The organism is Myxacorys chilensis, from assembly GCF_059505265.1.
The window spans coordinates 1-19,989 of the sequence record NZ_JCACKG010000071.1 but is presented as its reverse complement, the minus strand read 5'-3'; the positions used below and the strand labels follow the sequence as shown (position 1 = coordinate 19,989).

The window sequence follows — 19,989 nt, the reverse complement described above, 5'->3', positions numbered from 1 at the left end:
TAGTACAAGGTGACACTCCTACTCTATCTTATATTTAATTGCACCTCTCTACTTACCTCAGATTGAATGAACGCTTTTCTCCACACAAGACAAACTTCTAAGTTTTAAGCAAGAGCGCTCAGCAGTCCCCATTTTATTAATTCGACAATATTGGGCAGAATGGGCCAATATGGCAACTGGTCTTATAAAAAAGATGCTTGGATGTGAGTTATAACTTGCATCTGTGAGATTCATTCTTATGCTGATCAATGATTTGAGTTACTTAGAAAGTATTTCAGAACCCAATGCAATTTCAGGTGGAATCCTTGTAGGGGTAACAGCTGATGCATTGGCTACAGGTGATCCAACCTTAGCCCTGACCGATACAACTACTAAAGTTCATGAGTTAGGGAATGGCGGTTTTATGGGAAAGGGACGTGGGAAGGCGGTTGCGATCGGTGATGACCCTCTTGCTTTCGTTGATGTATTTGGTGTTGGGGATAAGGTAATTACGCATACAAAAGTGAAATATTTTCCGAACAAAGACATGATGGTTGCAAAAGGTTTTATAAAGGTGATTGACCGACCTTAATTGAAGTGTCGCAACGGATGGAAAGCGGAGGTCGCGCATAAACCTCAACATTCTTATGCGCGACCTCCGCTTTCCCATCCACTGCCAATCTAACAAATTGGATGCGATCGCTTTGCACAATTAAATCTTGATGGGGTGAATCCTGGTGCGGCCCATCATTTTTGCAACAGAACTGTTTTGTAGCGGTAGTTCTGCTCGATATCGTGTTGCACTCAGTTCATGTTGCTTGGGATGGAAGTGTCCTCGAATCGGTCCACATGCGGATAGAAATCGTTGAGCTTGCCCAAGCAATTTGAATCGTCGCATTCGCCTTTCTCTGACTTTTGTCGGTTGACGCGAATTCTCTGCTCGATTATTCACTCCCTTATGCTGTCGATGCTCTACCTGCTTCACTAGCTTGACAATGCCGGAATAAGACCAATTGCCTTGCTGTAAACGGATGATTCCTGCCAAATGTATAATCCGCTGACAGCAATGATTCGGCAAGCATCTCTATCTGCTTGTGCCAGTAGCAAGGCATTTGAACCTTGAGCTATTGTTTCACTCGCAGTTTATGCTGAAATCTCTTGAGGGGCTGCGATCGCACCAACTTCTGCGATGTCGATCGCGCTCAAGACAATTGCGATCGACAGGTGAATAGACTGGTGTTGATTAATTTGCATGATGTGATCCTCCTGAAATTTGCTTGTCAACTTCTCTTGTGATCATTCTTGTGATCACATGTTGTTCTACTTGTGTCCTGTTAGCACTGGCAGAACGCTCTCCCCAAAGACGTCGATAAATTGCTCCTGCTCTCGGTTGACGTTATGTAAAATCAGTTCATCAAAGCCTAATTCGATATCCTTTTGTAGCCACTCAATCTGTTGCTGCAAATTGCTTGAGATCCGAACATGTTCATTCAGTTCATCTGGTGTGACAAACTCTCCTGCTGCGTCAAATTGTTCCGGGGTTCGTAGCTGCGTCATCAAAACATTCTTAAAGATATTGTTGCGCCATTGTTCATGCGCTTTTTGACGAGCTATGTCATCCGTGCGATCGTAGGAAAGCTGAACTTTCAAAATCATGGGCTTCCCTTCTCCACCTCCGCGCCGAAAAGCATCCACGACTCGCTTCAGTTTTTCAGGTGGGCGTGAGATGGTAATCAGCCCATCAGCCCAACTGCCTAACCATTCAGCAGTTGCTTCTGTAACTGCCGCCCCCAGGATCAGGGGTGGAGTGTCAGGGCGAGAATAAAGTTTGGATTCTTCCACACAAACCAACCCATGATGGGTTACAGTTTCGCCTGCCCATAAGGCCCGGATGATGTCAACACACTCTTTGAGCCGAGTATTGCGATCGCGCTTGATTAGCCACTTATTTCCGGTGATATGTTCGTTCAGTGCCTGACCACTGCCGACTGTTAACCAAAAGCGATGGGGAAACATCTCAGCGAGAGTAGCGGTGGCTTGAGCAATGATCGCGGGATGATAGCGATCGCCGGGAGCATTGACGACCCGGTAGGAGAGGCTGGGGGTTGCCTGCATGGCTGCGCCTAACCAAGACCAAGCAAATCCGCTTTGCCCTTGTTGCTCGCTCCAAGGGTGGAAGTGATCGGATGAGAGAACCCGTGTAAACCCTGCCTGTTCTGCCTTTTGGGCATACTTCAGCAGTTCACTGGGTTGAAATTGTTCGTGAGAGGCGTGATAACCAATCTGTACCATGAGATATCTTTCCTGATAATTTACTGCAATCCACTACGATTAGGAAAGTGCTAATCAGGCCAAACAGAAATGCACGGGCCGCAATCCCAAACTGCCCTGCTCTCTTAGCCCAAGGATAGACAGCAACTCGCTGCCCCTGCTGTTGGATTTGAGGTTGAGAGCTGTCATAGCACTTAATGAGTCTGATTTACCCGAAACCAGCGATAGCCATAGGGAGATAGTGGAATAGCTTTATTATCATTGAGTGCTTCGTAAGGGCGATCGCCAAACAGATCAAACAGATGCTCATAATCAGTAGAGTTGAGTGTTACGGTACAGTCGCGATCAGCTGAGTTATGCACCGCAATCACAGCGCGATCGCTCCACTCACAACAGTGAGCAAAGACACAGGGATCATCAGTTTCTAGAATATGTAATGTGCCATAGCCGAACTCTGGACATTGCTTGCGAATGCGAACAATTCGTTCTATCCAGTTGATTAGTGCAGCCGGATCGCGCTGTTCCTGAGCCACGTTAACTTGTTTGTAGCTATATTCTCCCTCGCTGATGACAGGTCGTGTAAGTTGGTCAGGGGGAGCGTCAGAAAAGCCACCATTCGGTTCATCAGACCATTGCATGGGAGTTCGCACACTCGTACGCCCCTCTAGGCGCAGATTATCGCCCATGCCAATCTCATCACCATACCGTAATAAAGGAGTACCCGGTAAACTAAACATCAAGCTATAAGTGAGTTCAATATGGCGGCGATCGCCTTTTAGCATCGGAGGTAACCGGCGACGAATTCCCCGTCCATAGATCTGCATATTTTCTTCGGGGGCAAAAGCATCGAAAATTTCCTGTCGTTCTGAGTCACTCAAGCGATCAAGGGTCAGTTCATCATGATGACGCACAAAATTCAACCACTGACACTGACTAGGAATTTCTGGTAAAGTTCTGAGTCCATAGCGCAGTGGTTCGGCTGCTTGACGCGCCAGCGCCAAGAACATGTATTGGTTCAGCAAAAAGTTGAACAGCAGATGCATCCGGTTTCCCTGCCCAAAATAAGTAGAGATTTCCTCTGCTGACACATTTGCCTCTGCTAGCAATACTGCATCTCCTTGACGCGAAGCGAGAAACCCCCGCATCTCATCAAAAAAGATCTGTAGGTTTTCCTGGTTAGCCCCTGGGATACCAATACCTTCGATGACGAAAGAAGCTGCATCAATCCTAAAACCAGACACGCCCAGTTCCAACCAGAAGCCCATGATTTTACAAATCTCTTCTCGCACTAAAGAATTAGCGATGTTCAGGTCAGGCTGATGTTTGTAGAAGTGGTGCAGATAATAGGCTCCTGCTTGCTCGTCATAATCCCACAAGCTATCTTCCACCGTGGGAAATGCGATCAGGTTCGGATCATCCTCACGTGGATTCGTTGACCAAACATAGTAATTGCGGTAGCGAGATTGAGGGTTGGATCGAGATTCTTGAAACCAAGGATGCTGATCAGACGTGTGATTAATTACTAGATCGATCAACACTCGCATCCCTCGCTCGCGTGCTTGGTGCATGAACTCGACAAAATCGCCCAATGTGCCTAATCGTGGATCGACATTGTAGTAATCCATCACGTCATAGCCGTTGTCTCGGTTAGGTGAGGGGTAAAACGGCAATAACCAGAGACAGGTAATGCCCATTGCTGCGAGGTGATCAAGTCGCTGCGTCAGCCCTTGAAAGTCACCAACGCCATCTGCATTGGAGTCCATGAAGGTTTCAACATCCAGGGAATAGACGATCGCGTTTTTGTACCAAAGATTCTGCATAAAACATCTAGAGCTAATTACAACTAAGTTGACTTTATTCTCCAACGCTGAGCTGACGTAAGGAAATTTGTTTGCATAAGCTCTCAACGGCGAGAGTCAGCGATCGCATTAGCTCTGAATCTTCCCGGTAGTCAGCGATCGCTAAATTGGTGACTCGCTGACTCTCACTCACTTGAATCTGCTCATTCCAGGCTTGAGCCTCTTTGTAAACGCCGATCGTGATTCCTCCTTCATCATTTAGGACCGAAAAGCAAGGGACATCAGATGTCCCATCCCCGACATAGATCATTTGTGACAAAGGAACGTGCAGTTGGTCGGCTGAAACATCTCGGTAGGTAAACGATTGCCCATCGCTATCTACCTGATCTCGACCACTAGCGATCTGCATTAAATAACGGGTCTTCTCTGTATGGCTAATACTGCGTTTGAGAAACTCGATCTCGCCCGTCTCGCTATAGTGAAATTCGCAGCCCCAAATTTGAGTCAAGTAAGGAGCAATGCAGGTGTTGCGAACCACTTCGCCAAAACCACCTGTAACGATGTAAAACTCTAGTTCGATTTCTGGATTAAGATCTTGTACATGCTGATGCAGGCGATCGAACATCTCGGTAACGCCGTCAAACGGCTGTAATTGTTGACCGAATTGGATCAAGTCATCTTTGGTAATTTTGTCTTGAGGCTTCTGGCGACGCTTAGATTCTTGAATCAAGCAATAGAATCTTGCTGCAACATGATCCCAACCTGCATCTTTCAAAGGTTCATATCGCTGCTGGCGAAATTCATCTACATTTAACTCTAAAGCTTTTACCAGCCCATCAAAAGTATCCGGGGCAAGGGTATCGTCAAAGTCAAACACGATCGCAATGCGATTACAAATAGGCTGAGTCGCTCGTCGTTGCTGCTTAACATTTGATTGAGTTGTTTGTGATGATTGAGTTGTTTGTGACATAAAGTCCTCCTAACTTCCGCCAGAGCCGATGACTCCAGTGAGCTGTAATAAATAGGTCACTGCAAATCCAGCGAAAAATACACCGGCTACAACAGTTGCCCAGAAGCTTAGAGCAGCAGGCTGTAGTTTCTTCGGTAGCATCTGACGGTTGAGATATAAAGTTAGCCCAGTGACGATCGGAATATGAGAGGCTTCGATGGCTCCAGCCGTCTGAAGCAACCCCACAGGTTCGCCGAAAAAGAGATATACGGCAATCGGAAGCCCTGCTAGTAAAGTAGCAATGTAAAACTTGCGTAAGAATTTTTCATTCGTCCAGCGACCACCTCGGATACCAAACCCTTGCAGTAGAATCTGCGTTCCATCAGCAAACATCCGTCCAAACCCATCTTGCACCGACATCGCCGTACTGCAAAAGGTGATAAACACGATCGCGACCATGAACCAAAAGCCGAAAGGTCCCCAGAGATCTCCTAAAAGGCCCCCCAAGGTTTCTGCAACCTGATTTTCTTTGGGTACTAACCCTGCTGGCTGCAACAGTTCTGCTCCTAAAATCAAAAACGAAAGGGCCGCTAGTAAGGCTCCGACTACGGCTAGGGTATTGGAGAAGGTCATCAGGTTGAGCCATCCCTGCAACCGCTGCCGTTGATCGCGATCGAGCTGCTCAAAATCAATGGGTTCTTCGCGCTTGTTGGTAGCAGCACCGTACCCTCTCGCACCAACCCAGTAGGAGTACCACATCAGTCCTGCTGCCCCTGCCAACATGAACCCCAACCAAGGCAGAATCTCCTGATACTGGACATCTTGAGGAATTTGAGGAACCAATCCACCTGACAATTTTCCCAAGTTAGGAAAGACGAAAACGGCAGCAGCTACCACAGAGATCGTGCGACCAATGCCAATGTAGGATGAGGCTTTCTCGACTCCGTCGTATTGCCCCAGAAAGACGATTGCTGCCGTCACCACAATGATGATCACTGTCCATAGTTGTGTTGTGCCCCCGGTCATTAAAATCAGTGCGGTTGCGGCTGCGCCTGCCATGCCTGCGACAGTCGTGATCGCGACCACAAACTGAGGCACTAAAATCAGCCAGATTGCCCAGTTCTTCGGTCCAGGAAGCCGCTTAAAGCCTTCTAGAATCGTCACCCCGCTGCAAACGGTAAACCTGCCAACTTCGCCGTTGATAAACCATTTCAGGACTACTGCTGCTAGGAGTGCCCACAGCAATGTATAGCCATAGAGCGCCGCGATTCGGGGAGTGAACAGCAACTCACCAGAGCCAGCTGCAGACAGCATCCAGAGAAAGCTAGGTCCTAACCATTTCAACCAATCTCGTCCTTGAGGCGGTTTGGGAACTTGTGGTTGTGGGTTGTCGGTAAATCGGGTGCTAGCTTGTATTTGTTGATCGCTGTTCATTCTGCTCTCTACTCCTATAAGGATTTAGCTCAGCACAGGCTCAAGCCCAGCTCGCTCAATTTCAATGCTGCTTGTTTAGCGAGATCTATAGCGCTTTAAGTGCAGATGTTGTTGTCACTTGCCTAATACAGGTTTAATAGGTTGAGTGGTATTACCACCCAACCCATCCTCAAAGCTGTAACTTACTTTCTAACGTCTGGAATTGCTGAAGGATAAACAGCGTCAGCAATCAATACAGGTTTTTGCCTGTACTCTGCTTCTAGCTTTCTCTGTAAACCTAAATCCCAGGTCAGGTCGTACTCTCGATCAAGGTCAGCAACCACAAAGGGACGCAGTACACCCGTTACCGCAACTGTTTTACCATCTTCGATCGCTGCTGGGGTTGGGGCACCTGCCTTAGGGTTCGCTCGTAAGACCAGCAAATCAGTTGCACCTAACAGTTGATCTTCATCCAGTGTGAATGCGTTCGGACCTGTCACTTCTTCAATTTTACCCGTTACAGCTAGTGGCTTGCCGTAGTACCGTTGAGGATCTTCGGTGACTTTGCCCGGTTCCGGCGCTAGTGCGATCGCTTGAGCAACAACTGCAGGTTTGTTTTCGTACTCAGCATACAGTTCAGGCTTTAAGTCTAAGTCAAACTCTCGTTCAACGTCTGCCAATACAAAATTACGAACTTGGCCTGTCACTTGTACCTCAACATCGTTGTCAGTAGGTAGAGTGAAAGGTGTGCCTGAAGCATTCACGACCAGAATGGATTCAGTACCAAAGAATTGCTCATCGCTCACTGTGAAAGTGTTAGGAGCAATCTTCTTAATTGGCTCACTTCTAATGGTCACAGTCTGTCCAATTAAGCGGTTAGTCTCGTTTGCAACTTCTTTAGTTGTGACATTTCCTGTAGCGGGCGGGGCAGCCGCTTCTTGTCGCCCATTAGTGCAAGCGGGAAGAACTAAAGCCATTAGGGCAAGGGCAATTCCTGTAGGAAGCGCTCCATTAACTTTCCACAACTTTTGAGTAAAGCTATTGTGATTAGAGTTGGTGTAGCGAGTCATGTGATTTTCACTCCGTTGATTTATGTTTGGAAAACTTTTCGAGTTCACTTTTTCAAGTTCACTATTGATTAGGTCAGAACAGAACAGTAAATAAAAAATCTGTTCACACCTGATTGCTTGATTTCTATTGCTTTAGTTCAAAAAGATGGTTTAGTTCAAAAAGACTTGACCATCCTTTTGAATTCTCAAGACGCCTTGGTTATCAGTCAAGGTGGTCGTTTCATCAAGCGATACTGCCAACATTCCGCTTCTAGAACTGGGCATTGACATCACTTTCAATAACCCCTTGTCCTGCCGCACCATCGTGATTGTTGCGGGGGTTGGTAGCTTTAAGGTGGCTTCTGCTCCTGCTGGTAGGAAACGACGCTGCGTGTATCCGATCGCTTCATAACTAACGAGAGCGTTAGTGTTATTCTTCAACCTCACACCTACTTCCCCTGCCACGGGTGTCACAGTCGCGATCGGCTCAGCTCTATTTTCAGGAAGGGGTGGTTGTGCTGGACGCGTAGGGATTCCAGAAGGAACAACAACAGGAACAATAACCTGCTGGCGTGGTAATTGGGTTTGCTCGCTTAGAAGCCGAGTGGCAGCATTAGATGGGCAACCCCTAGGAACTAACTTTGTGCTGTTATAAGGTTCCTCATAATAAATACCAGGACAGGGATTTAGCGAACTAGGAGTGGCTGGGCTAGCTAAGGAAATTGTCGGTAGACCAACTATTAAACTGCCGCAGATCGTTCCTAGTAAACCAAAGTTTTTTTGAATCAAATGAATTTTCTGGCTCATAAATTCCTCCAAAACAAAATGCTTATTGAGCTTAATTAGAAAGCATTTGTTTGACCTAAAACATCTTTAGGATGTTTACAAATATTTTTTGAGTTTCTTACAAGCAATCAAACCTTAGCTATTTCTTCATTGCTATTAGTACTATAAGAATTGAAGTTAATTGTTTCTTCCAGCCAAGGAGGTAGTGAGTATTAGTTTATGGGTTGAGCAAAATTTCATGCTGATTTCATCATTAACTCAAACCATGTATGGGCATGCTATCAGCATTTATATCCAATGGGCGAGATGAATTTCACGCTGATTTCACTATTCTGTAAGTACCTTATAACTAAGGGATTTTAGTTAAGAAACTAAAGTTATTAACAATGCGACTTCTATTAGTTGAAGATGAAGCCGATTTAGGCGCAGCCATTAAACAAGTTCTGAATCACCAGATGTACGTGGTGGACTGGGTGCTGGACGGCACGCAAGCCTGGAAATATTTAGAAGCACACTGGACTGAATACACTTTGGCGATTATTGATTGGATGTTGCCAGGGCTGTCAGGGGTGGAGTTATGCAGGCGGCTACGCGCCCAGAATAGCTCGCTCCCTGTCTTGATGTTGACTGCCAAAGACCGCATGGAGGAAAAGATTCAAGGGCTTGATAGTGGCGCAGATGATTATTTGGTTAAACCTTTTCAAATGGCAGAACTGCTGGCCAGACTACGAGCATTGCGACGACGATCGCCTCAAATTCAGCCTGCCCAACTCCAAGCGGGTCACTTAACGCTCAACTATGGGACTCACGCTGTGGTTCGGCAAAATGCGAATGGCGATCGCCAGGTGATTCCTTTGACCATCAAAGAATTTCAGCTCTTGGAATACTTCATGAAGCATCCCAACCAAATTGTCAATCGCGATCAAATCATGAATCAGCTTTGGGAAGTGAGCGCTGAACCTGTGAGCAATGTCGTGGCGGCTCAGGTGCGTCTACTCCGGCGTAAATTGGAAGATGAGGGGGCTGCTATTGAAACTATTTATGGCGTAGGCTATCGCTTTAACCTTGATGTATGAGCTATGAAAGACAATCAGCTCTTTGGTGCAACTCGTTTCCGTTTAGCTCTCTGGTATGCCAGCGTCATGGCCTGCATTATGGGTATATGCGGTTTGGGAGTTTATCAAGTGGTGGCCCATGCCTACCGTCGAACCATTGATCAAGGATTGCAGGCCGTTACAGGGGTTGTGGCTAAACGAATTGAGCCTGTCTTGCAGCGACCAGAGCAGCTACGTCAAGTTGCTGATCATTTGTCCTTGAAGCTGTGTTTGACTAAAACAGATTGTATCCCTAGCACTGAAGCAGCCCAGCTTCCTGGAATAATTCGACCTCCCCTAGTCGGAGTTCCTGATCCCATCAATTACTACATCCGCTTATTGGATTCAACGGGAAGACCCATTGTTGTCATGGGACTACAGGTAGACCAATTACCGAGCACGTCGGGAAAAGCCCAGTGGCAGACATTGACAGATCATCAAGGGATTCACTATCGCCAAGTCTCCTTACCACTACAGATCCAAAATCAGCCTGGAGGCCATGTGCAGGTAGGGCGATCGCTACAAGACCTAGACCAAAACCTGGCTGCCTTACGCTGGACGCTGCTGCTGGGATGTGCGATCGCGCTGCTATTGGTCGCTTGGTCAAGCTGGTGGCTAGCGGGACTCGCGATGCAACCCATCTACCGCTCTTATCAACAAATGCAGCAGTTTACGGCCGATGCCGCCCATGAATTTCGCACTCCGCTCGCTGCAATGCAGGCCACAATTGAATCTACGCTGCGGTTTCAAACTAAGCCTGAAAGCTCTACTTTAGATACATCCGGAGGAGCCCTAGCCGTCCTGCAACGGCAAACTCTACGACTCTCAGAGTTAGTCAAAGATCTCCTACTGTTGACTCGGATTGATCAGCGTAAACGGACAGGAGAGCACCTCCCCTGCTGTCTCAATGATCTAATCAGCGATTTGATGGAAGAGTTAGCCTTTTTAGCGGTTAAGGAGGAGGTGGAACTCTCAATGCAGTTACAAGCGTCTGATACAGTTTATGTTTTAGGCGATGAAGAACAGCTTTATCGTTTGGTTTGCAACTTAACTAACAATGCGATTCAAGCAACACCAGCGGGTGGGAAAGTTACGGTTTTGCTAAACAAAGATGAACAGTACGCCGTAATTCGAGTTCAGGATACAGGGTTAGGAATTGCGCCAGCAGAGCAACGCCGAATTTTCGATCGCTTTTATCGAGTGGAACAAGATCGATCGCGGCACACAGGAGGTTCTGGTTTAGGCTTACCCATTGCTTTAGCCATTGCTCATGCCCATCACAGTACTATTCAAGTTCAAAGCAAAGTGGGCGAGGGCAGCATCTTCACTCTGCGCTTGCCATTAAAATGATGTTGTTCTCCTATGGACTAAAGTTGTGGACTAAATTTGTTAACTTCCCGCTAAACCTGCTCCTAAATACTCAAAACAGATTACTGGTGAATATAGTAAGTAGCCATTGAGAAGTGGCTATCCCTATGAATGAATGAGGGAGTCTCTTCGGGTTCTTGATCGACTGAGTGCTGCTATCCCACTAATGCGTTTGGGATCAAAGTTCTATTAGCTCAACGCTAGACACAAAAATGATTGTGGGGCTGTGTCTTTGAGGCTATAAGGAAGCGATCGCAACTTTTGTAATTGCCTAGTTAGACCTTATCGGATTAAAAGATAGATAGAAATCTGCATAATGGTATAGCTATTACTAACAGATGTCCGCTTGGATTAAGGCATTAACAATTATCAAAGCAATACAGCAATACATATAGGAGCAGAAGTGCCATGCGTCAACTACTCGTGCAAGTTCCACGAGGACATGGAAAAGAGGTCTTGAACACGGCCAAAGATCATGACGGGACGAATCTAGCATTGTTTGAGGCGATAGGGACTGATGAATTGCTGGACGTAGTCATTATTCACATTCCTAACCGTAAGGTTGAAGATCTGATGCAAGCTCTAGAAGGGTTGCCCAATCTCCGAATTACACTCAATCCACATGGAGTGATGGGATTAAAGCCACCTGCTGATGAAGCTGCACAACAAGTTACAGACGTAGCACCTCGTAGCCCTATTGAAGTGTTTCTCTCTGGATTACAAAGTGTTGGTTCTTGGAAAGGCTTTTTGGGATATGCGGCGGCGGCTGGAGTGGTTGTATGGATTGGGCTATTTACCAATACCAATTATTTGTTAGTCGCCGCAATGTTAATTGCTCCCTTTGCAGGTCCAGCTATGAATGTGGCGTTGGCTACTGCAAGAGGCGATCGCCGTCTCTTAGGCCGTAGTTTGCTGAGATATTTTGCAGCCTTAGCTGTCGCGATCGCGGTTGCGGGACTGCTCACCTTGGTTCTGCGTCAAGAAACTGTAACTGAGCAAATGGCTGCAACAAGTACAGTTTCTGCTGTCGCTGTGCTGCTGCCAGTGGTAGCGGGTGCAGCAGGAGCCTTAAATCTGGTGCAGTCCCAACGCAGTAGCTTGGTCTCTGGAGCCGCTACAGGGATGCTGGTTGCAGCATCCTTAGCGCCTCCGGCTGGGCTGATCGGCATGGCAGGAGCAATGGGCCGCTGGGACTTAACAGTCAATGGAGCGTTTGTGCTGCTACTGCAACTGGTAGGAATTAATTTATCAGCCGCGATCGTGTTTCGGCTTTATGGGATTTCTGCAAAAGGAGCACGCTATCAGCGAGGCAAAGCCTGGGCGTTTCCCGCCATTTTAGCGGTTACAGTTGCAGCGCTGGCGGGACTGCTTACCTGGCAATTTTCCAGCTCTCCCAACCTCCAACGTTCCAGCCGTACCCAGCGAGCGACCGCCGAGATTCAAAAGGTAGTTGATCAAAGCGGTTTAGCAACACTGGTAGAGTCCAACGTTCGTTTCACCCGTCCTGACATTCAAGGGCAAAATACAATGTTGGGTACCGTTTATGTGCAGCAACGACGGGGGATAGAACAGTCCACCGAAGCAATCCGCACTCAATTAACCCAAGATATCCAAATGCATTTGCTTAACCAAGGATTTAACGTGACTCCTCTCATTGATGTCAGTGTTCTAGAAGCACCCAATCGTTCGTAACTAACCCTCATTTGTTACTTTGGTAGGAGCAAAAGCTGAAAGCTCTGCTGCACCTGCGTTTTGCTCTTTTGTCACTTTCGAGCCGTCAAAATAGGAAACTCGCACTGGGGCTAAGTTTCAGGGTTCGCTTCAGCGAGAGTAACAAATGAGGGTTAGCGCTCTTCCATCACTTTAGGCAGAGAGAATTGGGACGGGAGCATCCCTTGAAGCCGATGGAATTGCTCCTGGAAACCAATCCATGAACTTCAGTAAACGTATAGAACCTATTTGACATCTTTACAGGGGTGAATCAAGGTACTCAAATCCCTTAAATCCGCGATTATGACGTACTCCAGCAGCCTCAGCGATGCAGAATGGGAAATTCTCGAACCCCTGTTGCTACAGATACTGCCTCAGAAGAAGCGAACCCGACCTTCCAATTGGACAAAGCGGCAGATCCTGGATGGCATCCTCTATCAACTGAAGAATGGTTGCAATTGGGAAGACTTGCCCAAAGACTTGCCGCCTTACTCAACGGTCTACTGGCACTACAAACAATGGCGAGCAGCAGGGATAATTGAGCAACTAATGCAACTCTTACATGAACAAGTGCGTGAACAGGTGAAAAAAAGCCTAAGTGGACGACGCTGATCATCATTGACTCTCAAGCCGTGAAAAATACCTGCACGGCGGGTGTGAACTCGAAGGGCTTTTGTTTCTACAAATCGACGAATGGGATTAAAAGGCATCTAGCGGTTGATACACTTGGGTTTCCCTTCTTCACCTATTGCACCCCGGCCCATGTCACCGATGATGCAGGGTTAGTTGAAATGTTGACGCTCAACATCGACTATTTCAAGTCGAAACCCGTCAATATTCCCAAGATCACCATTCTGCTAGACCACGGTTATCACATTGACGCTTTGATTGAGGCGTCAGAGAAGGTGTATCCCCAGATCATGACGAAAATCAAGTTTGAGCTCTCGACTAAGCCCTCGAAACAACAAAAGGCAGAGCAAGGAAAATCTGGATTTGTTCCAGCCGTGGCTCGATGGGTGATTGAGCGCACAGCCCTGTAGGAGGGTTTCCCTCCGTAGGGGACTGTGTAAGAGAACGATCTAATGCTTGGATGGAGCGTTGTAAAAGTCTAGTCAAGAACTTCGAGCGAACTCTAGCTCATGCAACCACTAAAATTAACCTCTGTTTTGTCAGACTGATGCTGAAGCGCCTTGCATCCCCTTCCTGAGATCTCAAATGGGTTCTATACTGTCCACCGCCACCCACGACTCGCTGCCGAACTCGGCTCGTCAATCGCCTTCGCTCCGTCGCTTTCCACAACGGCTCGACTGCCTGACGAGTTGGTCAAACTCCTCGACTGTAAGTCCGGTGAATCGTTGAAACTTTGCTGGAGTCTTGGCAAGTTTGGCGTAGGTGAGCATGGCAGGACAAGAGGGTGATTCTTCCATTCAACCCTAAATCTACCTATCACGCAAAAGGTCTAATGATAAGGTGGAAAGCTCAATTTCCTCTGACCTCACCCTAAATGGCATCGCAATCTCTGTTTAAGTGGCGGCACTTCTTACCTGAAATTATCCTGTTGAATGTGCGGTGGTACTGTCATTATACCTTCTATCGAGATTTAGAGGAAATGATGACGGAACGGGGAGTTGAAGTCGTGTCCTACGGAGCTTCGCGAAGCGAACACATTCAACAACTAATCGGTGGGTGCTAAAAGTTTTGCCCGAACTCGGTAAACGAATCCAACCCTACTTGAATCCCGCGAATGATTCGTGGCGGGTGGACGAGACTTATATTCAGGTCAAAGGGGAGTGGAAATATCTTTAGCGCGCGGTGGATTCTGTGGGCAATAGGCTGGATTTCAAGCCCAGTGCGAAGCGAGACGGGAAGGCAGCGGCGCGGTTCTTTCGGAAAGTGCTAAAGGCTGAACACACTCAAGTACCACGAGTGAGTCGCTGCGCGAGCTTCAAAGAACTCACGGTGGACAAGAATGCTGCCTATCCAGTGGCGGTTGAAGCACTGAAAGCCGATGAGACGCTAGAAGAAACGACAAAGTTACGGCAGAGCAAGTATATAAACAATGGGATCGAGCATGATCATCGCAACATCAAGCGAATCGCAAAACCGATGATGGGGTTTGGTTCATTCAATAGTGCAAGACGAACCTCCAGTGGGATTGAAGCGATGAGTATGATTCGTAAAGGACAAGTGAAAGGAATGAGCAAAGGGGACAGTATATCTCAAATGAAGTTTATGAAGAAGTCTTTGGAGTGAGCGCTTAAAGAAATACGAACGAAATACTTCGTTTGTCACTAAACAGAATCTGCGACACAACCGTGATTGTTGCGGTAACAGCAGCGATCGCAGTTTCTGCTTCAAGCTCTTCTTCTAATAACTGATCCACCAATGCCCATTAAACCATACAACAGCTACTGTTCAGTTAAGGAAGAATGCCATCTTTTTGGAGTTGCTTCTGGAGCGTTTTCGGTAGATTCTTGATCTTGCAGTTTTTGGGAGAGTCACCTTCGTAGCGCCAATTCAAAATCTCGCCTGAACGATCGGACTCTACATCAATCTCACAAAAATCTCGATCAACAACTGTCCCTCCGCCTGTAACAACGGTTTTCCTTTCACCGCGCCGATTGCGAGACTCGTTCACCTGAATCGGCTGTTTGTAAGTTTGCTCGCGGTCAGTTTTGTAAGAGTAAAGCGTATTCCCATTTGGCAAAGCGAAGGATGTGGTTGGCGCACCATACTTGCGAATAAAGTCACTCACATCGCGTCCAATCCAACTGTTCATCGTTGTATTCAATTGCTCCTTCGCTTCGCGATCGTTGCAACCTACCAAGCTGACACCTACGACAAGTAGAAGTGCCAAAATCCATGTTTTCATTGTTATTGCTCCTTTCATGAGACTAAAACGAGACTGTCTGAAGTGTAGTAAGCTCTAATACTTGATGTCTATCAGATTCTTATAACAGTTCGTTAGAGCCAAATTCGGACTGACGCGATCGCTGGCAAAGCAACACGATCAGACTCTGAAAAATCATCGTAAGAATCTGAAAGAAGTTAAGTATTGGAATCAGTACAGTTTAGATAGAACGTCAAGGAGCTAAATTGTGACAACCCAGCATCCAATTTATGAGATTTTAGTGAAAGAGATTGCTTACATCTTTGGCAATGCTAAATTTAACCAACCTGTCAATGAGTTTTCGATATTACGCGATCGAGCCTGAAGTGACACAATGGCTCACGTCCAGGCAAAAGGTTGAAACCCTGAGACAGTTCGGTTTCTCTTTCCAAAAATTCATTCTTGAGATCAGCGATAAATTGGCCTCGCCTACATTCGCTCGTCAGTCGCTAAAGGTTACTTTCACCCGTACCACTCGAAAAATGAGGTAGATTAATCATGAAATATAGTATCCGTTTGAACTTCAAAATAGTTTCGCTCGTGGGTGCATTTGTGTTGATGTTAGTGTTAACGATGCTGTTTCAGCTTCCAGGTATGGCGCAGTATAATCCACAGATCATCCCGCGCATTGAGACGATCACAGGAAACCCAAAAAACTTTCCTCCTTCCTATCGGCTTACTATTAGCCGACCTCAAGATATTGTGTTTGTTTCGTGCCCTAGCAACCATGCTCCTAAGCTAGGCTACCTGCGGAATGCCGAAGCAATTCAGTGTGAACCAACCTAGTTCAATTTCTACAACAATATTAGAGAGGTTGTGTTCCTCCTCAGAACGATCTACTCATTTGATCTCTACACAAGAACAACAGCACGATGAAAACACTACTGAAACGTTCCACACTCCTGCTTGCCTTAGTACCTTGTCTTGCAGCTAATTTCTCCTTGCCTGCGATGGCAGACTCTACCGCTGATTTGCTCCTGAACTTGAACTGCCAAGGTGGATACAACATCAATGTCTGGAAAACAAGGAAGTCGGGAGAACTCCTATATCGATCGACCAGTTCTAACGGAAATTTGAGTTTAGAGAGAGGAACCAGTCAGGCGACAGAAGGAGTTCGAGTTTACAAGTTTCAGAATGGCGATTATCAATACTGGGTCTGGGATGGAACGTTGGATAGCCAGCAAGCTGGAACATTAGAGGTGTACAAAAACAATGCTATTCAACGGCAATATGCTTGTACGAAATCTTAGTTCCCAGAACTCAGCACCCAGAAAGAATCATGTTGCAGCAATTCCTCTCCTTGTGTGGCGTTATTGATGGCGGTTGCCAGTGGAACGATCGCGGGTGTGTTGATCAACCACACTTTGATTGAGAAGAATTTGCCTAGCCCAATTGCAAAAGGCTAACTTCAGCGCAGTTTTGCTAACGACTATGGGTTAATCATTGGAACTTATTTCTCTGTTAATGCACCTTTAGATAAAGAAAAACAGGAGAACCAAAGCTTGTGGCACTGATATAATTCGTGGCATGGCTGATGATACTGATAGGGAAAGAGTTCAATGATTACCCTAGCTGGAGTTGCAATCCAAAGCCAAATTTATGAAAGTTCAGCCTCTCTAATGTATTGGGGTGTGAGAGTGCAGGATAATTGTGCGCTGCCTGGACGCAGAGTACCACGTAAACAAGCGGTTCGCGTGTGCGTCGTTAAGGAATCTATCGCAAGATGGGAGCAGCAGCATCCAAAATCATCCCGTCCTATGCCCTTGTCTAGATTTCTCCAGTTCGAGATCGACATTACAAGAATTTTGGGGAGCATTCATAACGCTAATGAATCATCTTCATAAGTTTCATTTAGTCGAGGCAGAGAAAGCGCGGGTCTTGGGGCAATTTCTTGAGGCAGAAGAACTTTATGAACAAGCGATCGCAGGTGCTGCTGAACATGAGTTTATTCAAGAAGAAGCATTAGCCTATGAATTAGCAGCGAAACACTATCTAGCGCGAGGTCGAGAAAAGTTTGCTCAAACCTATATGAAAGAAGCTCACCACTGCTATGAACGGTGGGGTGCAACGGCAAAGGTCAAAGATTTAGAAACTTGCTATCCACAGTTCTTTGCTCAGAAGACAGCTTCTACATCAACTCATACGACTGCTGAAAATGCTTCTGATCATTCAGCGATCGCGACTTTAGCGCAACAGGTCGCCGAACGAACCGCAGCATTACAGAAAAGTGAAGCGAACTACCGCAACCTGATCCAAACTGCGAATTCAATCATCCTTCGCTATGATCCGCAAGGACGAATTCAGTACGTAAATGACTACGGGCTAAGATTTTTGGGCTATGAAGAACATGAGCTTTTAGGGCATACCTTACTCGAAACGATTGTTCCAGAAACCGAAATCTCTGGACGTGATCGCAAACAATTTATTCAAGATCTACTTCGCAATCCTGCATCCTACTCTCACGCCGAGGGTGAAAACCTGTGTCGAGACGGTCGGCGGGTTTGGATTGCCTGGTCAAATCAAGCCATCTTGGATGACCAGGGACAGGTCGTGGAAATTTTATCCGTTGGCAATGACATCACCCAGCGCAAACAAGCAGAAGAGGCATTACAACACAGTGAAACCAAGTTCCGAGCTATCTTTGAAAACTCGCAGGTCGGCATCTTCCGAGTCCGCCTCTCGGATGGATTACTTCTCGATGCCAATCAACGCCATGCCAATCTGTTTGGCTTTGATTCACCAGAGGAGATCATTGGGCTTGAACACGTCACAGGCTATTATGCAAATCCCAGCGATCACCAACACCTCATTGAGTTGCTGAAGCGAGAGCGGGAAGTGCGAAGCTTTGAAGCCCAGATGCGAAAACGAGATGGGACATTGTTTTGGGGGCTTTTCTCTCTTTATCTGAATGCAGGCGATGACTACACCGAAGGGGTGGTTGCAGATATTAGCGATCGCAAACAGGCAGAAGCAGCATTACGGCAAAGTGAAGCGAACTACCGCAACCTGCTACAAACCGCGAATTCAGTCATTATTCGGTATGACACGCAAGGGCGGATTCGATACATCAACGATTATGGAGTGAAATTATTGGGCTATGAAGAACACGAGATTTTAGGGCGAACCGTATTTGAAACCATCATTCCAGAAGCCGAACTTTCTGGACGCGATATTCGACCCTTTGTCCATGATTTACTTCGCAATCCTCAATCGTACCCGCAAACCGACGGTGAAAACCTGTGTCGAGACGGACGGCGAGTTTGGGTTGCCTGGTCTAATCAAGCCATCTTGGATGACCAGGGAGAGGTCGTTGAAATCTTATCGGTTGGCAATGACACCACCCAGCGTAGACAAGCAGAAGAGGCATTACAACGCAGTGAAACCAAGTTCCGAACGATCTTTGAAAACTCACAGGTCGGCATCTTCCGCACCCGCCTCTCGGATGGATTAATTCTCGATGCCAATCAACGCTTTGCCGCTCTGTTTGGCTTTGATTCACCAGAGGAGGTGATTGGGCTGAAACACACCACAGACTGTTATGTGAATCCCAGCGATCGCCAGCAAGCTATTGAATTGCTGAAGCGTGATGGTGAACTGCAAAACTTTGAAGTGCAACTGCAAAAACGAGATGGCACGCTATTTTGGGGACTTCACTCTACTCGTCTGAATGCAGCCGATGAATGCATAGAAGGTGTGATTGCAGATATTAGCGATCTCAAACAGGCAGAAGTCGCTCTACAAACGAGTGAAGAACGACTACGCTTAGCATTAACCGCTTCAAATCAAGGACTCTACGATCTCGATTTAAAGACTGAAGAAAGAATTGTTAACCCGGAATACGCTTTAATGCTGGGCTACAATCCAGCAACATTCCACGAACCCATTTCTGAATGGATTGCTCGTTTGCATCCTGATGACAGAGAATCAGTTGTCGCAACCTACCGTGCTTACATTGCTGGAGAAATCCCCAGCTATCAAGCAGAGTATCGCCAGCGTACCCAGGATGGTCAGTGGAAATGGACTCTTTCTGTTGGCAAAATTGTTGCCTGGGACGAATCAGGTCAACCCATGCGGATGTTGGGAACCCACGTTGACATTAGCGATCGCAAACAAGCAGAAGCAGCGTTGCAAGCCTCTGAAGCAGAATTGCGGGCGCTCTTTTCAGCCATTCCCGATCCGCTGTGTATCTTCACTGCTGAAGGGCAATTGATCTGTGCAATCGAAGGAAATCCGTCCTATGGAGTGTTGGATGAGGAGGAGTATATTGGTAAAACACTGTATCAACTCTATGCTAAGGAACAAGCTGATGAATTCCTGAGTTATATTCAGCAGGTGCTGAGAACCCAACAAGTACTCACCGTTGAATACAGCAAGTGGATAGCTGGACGAGAAATCTGGTTTTCGGCTCGCATTGCCCCGATTCGGCACGAACAGGTGATTTGGCTAGCGCGAGATATTACGCTGCAAAAGCGAGCAGAAGCAGCCTCGATTTTAGAAGAACGCAACCGCATGGCACGCGAAATTCACGATACACTCGCTCAGGCGTTTACGGGCATTCTGGCTCAGGTGGGAGCGGCAAACCAGGTACTAACGGATGATGTAGAAGCAACTGGGGCACACCTAGACCTGATCAAAGAATTGGCGCGAACTGGACTGTCTGAAGCGCGGCGATCGGTCGTCG

Annotated in this window: 17 protein-coding genes and 2 pseudogenes; 10 read left to right on the top strand and 9 right to left on the bottom strand. The window is 46.9% G+C overall.

The annotated features are described in order from the left end of the window. Positions 1-238: 238 nt before the first annotated feature. Complete coding sequence (locus tag AC5JLB_RS04165; protein WP_495872594.1) at positions 239-571, top strand: hypothetical protein; 333 nt, start codon at positions 239-241, stop codon at positions 569-571. A gap of 231 nt (positions 572-802) precedes the next feature. Here the strand turns inward: AC5JLB_RS04165 and AC5JLB_RS04160 are convergent. From AC5JLB_RS04160 to AC5JLB_RS04130, 7 genes and pseudogenes are all read right to left on the bottom strand, one after another. Then, positions 803-970: pseudogene (locus tag AC5JLB_RS04160) on the bottom strand (IS6 family transposase); the annotation flags it as partial. Positions 971-1,299: 329 nt separating this feature from the next. Next, the gene (locus AC5JLB_RS04155; protein WP_495872593.1) at positions 1,300-2,271 is read right to left on the bottom strand and encodes a TIGR03885 family FMN-dependent LLM class oxidoreductase; all 972 of its coding nucleotides are present in this window, start codon (positions 2,269-2,271) and stop codon (positions 1,300-1,302) included. Positions 2,272-2,444: 173 nt separating this feature from the next. Next, entirely contained in the window at positions 2,445-4,070 is a 1,626-nt protein-coding gene (locus tag AC5JLB_RS04150; RefSeq protein ID WP_495872592.1) for an alpha-amylase family protein, read from the bottom strand. Between the two features lie 34 nt (positions 4,071-4,104). Then, positions 4,105-5,019, bottom strand: coding sequence for an HAD family hydrolase (locus AC5JLB_RS04145; protein ID WP_495872591.1), 915 nt, complete (start codon positions 5,017-5,019; stop codon positions 4,105-4,107). 9 nt (positions 5,020-5,028) lie between these two features. Continuing rightward, positions 5,029-6,432 carry an Nramp family divalent metal transporter gene (locus AC5JLB_RS04140; protein WP_495872590.1) on the bottom strand — a complete coding sequence of 468 codons (1,404 nt, stop codon included), beginning with the start codon at positions 6,430-6,432 and terminating at the stop codon, positions 5,029-5,031. Positions 6,433-6,614: 182 nt separating this feature from the next. Beyond that, entirely contained in the window at positions 6,615-7,481 is an 867-nt protein-coding gene (locus AC5JLB_RS04135) for a hypothetical protein (RefSeq protein ID WP_495872589.1), read from the bottom strand. Between the two features lie 150 nt (positions 7,482-7,631). Further along, complete coding sequence (locus tag AC5JLB_RS04130) at positions 7,632-8,267, bottom strand: hypothetical protein (RefSeq protein WP_495872588.1); 636 nt, start codon at positions 8,265-8,267, stop codon at positions 7,632-7,634. A gap of 365 nt (positions 8,268-8,632) precedes the next feature. Here AC5JLB_RS04130 and rppA point away from each other — a divergent pair, with 365 nt between their 5' ends. The 5 genes from rppA (at position 8,633) to AC5JLB_RS04105 (ending at position 13,458) form a co-directional block, all read left to right on the top strand. Next, positions 8,633-9,322 carry a two-component system response regulator RppA gene (rppA, locus tag AC5JLB_RS04125; protein ID WP_495872587.1) on the top strand — a complete coding sequence of 230 codons (690 nt, stop codon included), beginning with the start codon at positions 8,633-8,635 and terminating at the stop codon, positions 9,320-9,322. A 3-nt stretch (positions 9,323-9,325) separates the two neighbouring features. Then, a complete protein-coding gene (rppB, locus tag AC5JLB_RS04120) occupies positions 9,326-10,690 on the top strand; it encodes a two-component system sensor histidine kinase RppB (RefSeq protein ID WP_495872586.1) in 1,365 nt (454 codons plus the stop codon). A gap of 426 nt (positions 10,691-11,116) precedes the next feature. Then, complete coding sequence (locus tag AC5JLB_RS04115; RefSeq protein WP_495872585.1) at positions 11,117-12,400, top strand: DUF389 domain-containing protein; 1,284 nt, start codon at positions 11,117-11,119, stop codon at positions 12,398-12,400. 321 nt (positions 12,401-12,721) lie between these two features. Continuing rightward, on the top strand, positions 12,722-13,030 hold the full coding sequence (locus tag AC5JLB_RS04110; protein WP_495872584.1) for a transposase: 309 nt from the start codon (positions 12,722-12,724) through the stop codon (positions 13,028-13,030). A 20-nt stretch (positions 13,031-13,050) separates the two neighbouring features. Continuing rightward, positions 13,051-13,458 (top strand): transposase, encoded by a 408-nt coding sequence (locus AC5JLB_RS04105; protein WP_495872583.1) that lies wholly within the window; start codon positions 13,051-13,053, stop codon positions 13,456-13,458. A 228-nt stretch (positions 13,459-13,686) separates the two neighbouring features. Here the strand turns inward: AC5JLB_RS04105 and AC5JLB_RS04100 are convergent, their stop codons facing one another. Further along, positions 13,687-13,845, bottom strand: a complete 159-nt coding sequence (locus AC5JLB_RS04100; protein WP_495872582.1) for a hypothetical protein — start codon at positions 13,843-13,845, stop codon at positions 13,687-13,689. A 77-nt stretch (positions 13,846-13,922) separates the two neighbouring features. Between AC5JLB_RS04100 and AC5JLB_RS04095 the strand changes: the two are divergent. After that, positions 13,923-14,679 (top strand): annotated as a pseudogene (locus AC5JLB_RS04095) (IS6 family transposase). A 158-nt stretch (positions 14,680-14,837) separates the two neighbouring features. On the opposite strand, the gene AC5JLB_RS04090 reads toward AC5JLB_RS04095, so the two are convergent. After that, positions 14,838-15,290: a hypothetical protein gene (locus AC5JLB_RS04090; protein ID WP_495872581.1), complete on the bottom strand. Its 453-nt coding sequence runs from the start codon at positions 15,288-15,290 to the stop codon at positions 14,838-14,840. Positions 15,291-15,806: 516 nt separating this feature from the next. On the opposite strand from AC5JLB_RS04090, the gene AC5JLB_RS04085 reads away from it, so the two are divergent. The 3 genes from AC5JLB_RS04085 to AC5JLB_RS04075 form a co-directional block, all read left to right on the top strand. Further along, entirely contained in the window at positions 15,807-16,094 is a 288-nt protein-coding gene (locus AC5JLB_RS04085; RefSeq protein ID WP_495872580.1) for a hypothetical protein, read from the top strand. Positions 16,095-16,180: 86 nt separating this feature from the next. After that, positions 16,181-16,558, top strand: coding sequence for a hypothetical protein (locus tag AC5JLB_RS04080; RefSeq protein ID WP_495872579.1), 378 nt, complete (start codon positions 16,181-16,183; stop codon positions 16,556-16,558). 577 nt (positions 16,559-17,135) lie between these two features. After that, positions 17,136-19,989 (top strand): PAS domain S-box protein (locus AC5JLB_RS04075; RefSeq protein WP_495872578.1); only part of this gene is annotated, 2,854 nt, incomplete at its 3' end.

Bases quoted from the DNA above. Each gene is read 5' to 3' on its own strand.
- AC5JLB_RS04080 (WP_495872579.1), top strand. From the start codon at position 16,181: ATGAAAACACTACTGAAACGTTCCACACTCCTGCTTGCCTTAGTACCT.
- AC5JLB_RS04100 (WP_495872582.1), bottom strand. From the start codon at position 13,845: ATGGAAGAATCACCCTCTTGTCCTGCCATGCTCACCTACGCCAAACTT.
- AC5JLB_RS04085 (WP_495872580.1), top strand. From the start codon at position 15,807: ATGAAATATAGTATCCGTTTGAACTTCAAAATAGTTTCGCTCGTGGGT.
- AC5JLB_RS04135 (WP_495872589.1), bottom strand. From the start codon at position 7,481: ATGACTCGCTACACCAACTCTAATCACAATAGCTTTACTCAAAAGTTG.
- AC5JLB_RS04150 (WP_495872592.1), bottom strand. From the start codon at position 4,070: ATGCAGAATCTTTGGTACAAAAACGCGATCGTCTATTCCCTGGATGTT.
- AC5JLB_RS04155 (WP_495872593.1), bottom strand. From the start codon at position 2,271: ATGGTACAGATTGGTTATCACGCCTCTCACGAACAATTTCAACCCAGT.
- AC5JLB_RS04115 (WP_495872585.1), top strand. From the start codon at position 11,117: ATGCGTCAACTACTCGTGCAAGTTCCACGAGGACATGGAAAAGAGGTC.
- AC5JLB_RS04090 (WP_495872581.1), bottom strand. From the start codon at position 15,290: ATGAAAACATGGATTTTGGCACTTCTACTTGTCGTAGGTGTCAGCTTG.
- rppB (WP_495872586.1), top strand. From the start codon at position 9,326: ATGAAAGACAATCAGCTCTTTGGTGCAACTCGTTTCCGTTTAGCTCTC.
- AC5JLB_RS04140 (WP_495872590.1), bottom strand. From the start codon at position 6,432: ATGAACAGCGATCAACAAATACAAGCTAGCACCCGATTTACCGACAAC.
- rppA (WP_495872587.1), top strand. From the start codon at position 8,633: ATGCGACTTCTATTAGTTGAAGATGAAGCCGATTTAGGCGCAGCCATT.
- AC5JLB_RS04145 (WP_495872591.1), bottom strand. From the start codon at position 5,019: ATGTCACAAACAACTCAATCATCACAAACAACTCAATCAAATGTTAAG.
- AC5JLB_RS04165 (WP_495872594.1), top strand. From the start codon at position 239: ATGCTGATCAATGATTTGAGTTACTTAGAAAGTATTTCAGAACCCAAT.
- AC5JLB_RS04110 (WP_495872584.1), top strand. From the start codon at position 12,722: ATGACGTACTCCAGCAGCCTCAGCGATGCAGAATGGGAAATTCTCGAA.
- AC5JLB_RS04130 (WP_495872588.1), bottom strand. From the start codon at position 8,267: ATGAGCCAGAAAATTCATTTGATTCAAAAAAACTTTGGTTTACTAGGA.